This window comes from Moorena sp. SIO3A2 (assembly GCF_010672265.1).
Classification (GTDB): domain Bacteria; phylum Cyanobacteriota; class Cyanobacteriia; order Cyanobacteriales; family Coleofasciculaceae; genus Moorena; species Moorena producens.
Map to the genome: position 1 here is coordinate 1 of NZ_JAAHHC010000123.1, position 1,687 is coordinate 1,687.

1 protein-coding gene is annotated in these 1,687 nt (G+C 43.9%); it reads right to left on the bottom strand.

Annotation, left to right across the window (positions count from 1 at the left end; translation table 11 throughout):
- Positions 1 to 158 precede the first annotated feature (158 nt).
- Positions 159 to 1,604 carry a zinc ribbon domain-containing protein gene (locus F6K64_RS37975; RefSeq protein WP_287268009.1) on the bottom strand — a complete coding sequence of 482 codons (1,446 nt, stop codon included), beginning with the start codon at positions 1,602 to 1,604 and terminating at the stop codon, positions 159 to 161.
- Between the last annotated feature and the right edge of the window lie 83 nt (positions 1,605 to 1,687).

Sequence of the window (1,687 nt, forward strand, 5' to 3'; positions counted from 1 at the left end):
TGGGATACTCTTAAACCGTGATTAATCGGGGTAAACCCGGTACCACGGGTCAAGGTGCAATTTATTGTTGCTTGAGTGAGGGGTGGTCAAACAGCAATTGGAGTCAAGCCTACCACCCATCTTGTCTAAGCGCTCCTGGCATCCCGGCCAGGAGATCCCTAAAAGATTGAGCAAAGCTCATGCTTAGGGTCAAGCCAACCTAGCTCAACCGCATTAGCTAAACTCAAGTCCATATCTTCAAGGAATCGCGCGGTACGACGCAACAACACTGCTTGAACTTCAACCCTAGTCATAAACCGGGAGATTTCCTTGTCTGTACCACGGGCAAGGATGTTTAATGCAGCATTGTGATCAGCCTGCAACACGACCCCATTAAATCTGATAAAACTGTCCCCTTTCCTAACCCCTAATAGAGTGCCAGTTACGGAGTCAATTTGCGACGTGTAGCTTGGCTGAATTTCTGAAACTACTGAACCAGTCCAGTTAGCCCATTTTTGTAAAGAGTCTCGAATAGCTCCTTTCATCCAGCTATTCAATTTTCGAGACATTGCTAATGATTGACGTTTCCCTTTGATTGGTTGGGTTAAATCTTCCGCAAAAACTTTTAATGATTCCCCATTAAAAAGTGACCTACTTGCAGCGCCTATAATAGCTATAATTCCTGCCTGGTCTTTTCTTAAGCGACGATTTTCTGTTTTTCGGCTCAGATTATTTTCTAGTATGCGAGCTGACTTGGCAGGATCTATTTTCTCTAATTTTCTATGCAGCGCCCACAACTGGCCACGATTCCGGTTTTTCTTGACAATTCTGTCAGACTTGTTGGTCGCTAATTTACCTAAGCCCAGACCATAGGCACGACCATCCGAATCATAAAACACTTCCGTGTAACCCTTATCCACGCCGAGACAGCGACGTTCGCTGGTAACATTGACAACCCCGTAATTAACCAAGAAATGGATTTCAAATCGCTGCAACAATGGGTTGTAAATTAGCCTAATTTGCCCAGTTATTTTTCGATTAGATCTCACCAAGAGCCGATTACGTTTTCCACGACGTAGTCCGGCTAATTCTAATTGGTAGGTGTACCTAGAAATACGCTTACAGGAGTAACCACCCTGTTGATAAACTATCTGATTCTTAACCCAAGAATGGCCACGTCGAAACGTTTTTCTGACAATTCGATGTAAAAACGGATCACTAAGAAAACTTGGAGTTGATAGTTGTTTGTAGCATTGACTTCGACGCTTTTCGTTTTCTTTGCCTGGAAAGCGCTTATGTAGAATTTTCCCTAATGCTTCAATACCAGCAGCTTGTTGGGCACTAATGGCTTTAGCGACATCGCTAACCGTCCATTCCATTAGTTTGGATGGTAGACCTAAAGATTCTGGAGTTCTCAAAGATCTAACCTCTGGGTAGGCTTTCCGCCAGTCGAGTCCCCAATGGCTAACGCTGCCAAGCTTGTTGTAGGACTCAGAACGAACGATGCCTAAGCGTTGCATTATGGCAAAAAGCTCAGTTTCAACTGCCATTGACATCCCAATTACTGGGACTACCTGGGTTGAAAGCTTCTTTGTTGTGCCTGATTTTTTCTTGCGCTTAGACATCGTTGGCTATTCTTGGCCTTTTTGTCTATTATACCCCAAAAAATCCCGTTTTATCCCGCTTTTTGACTACTTAATTGCAAGGC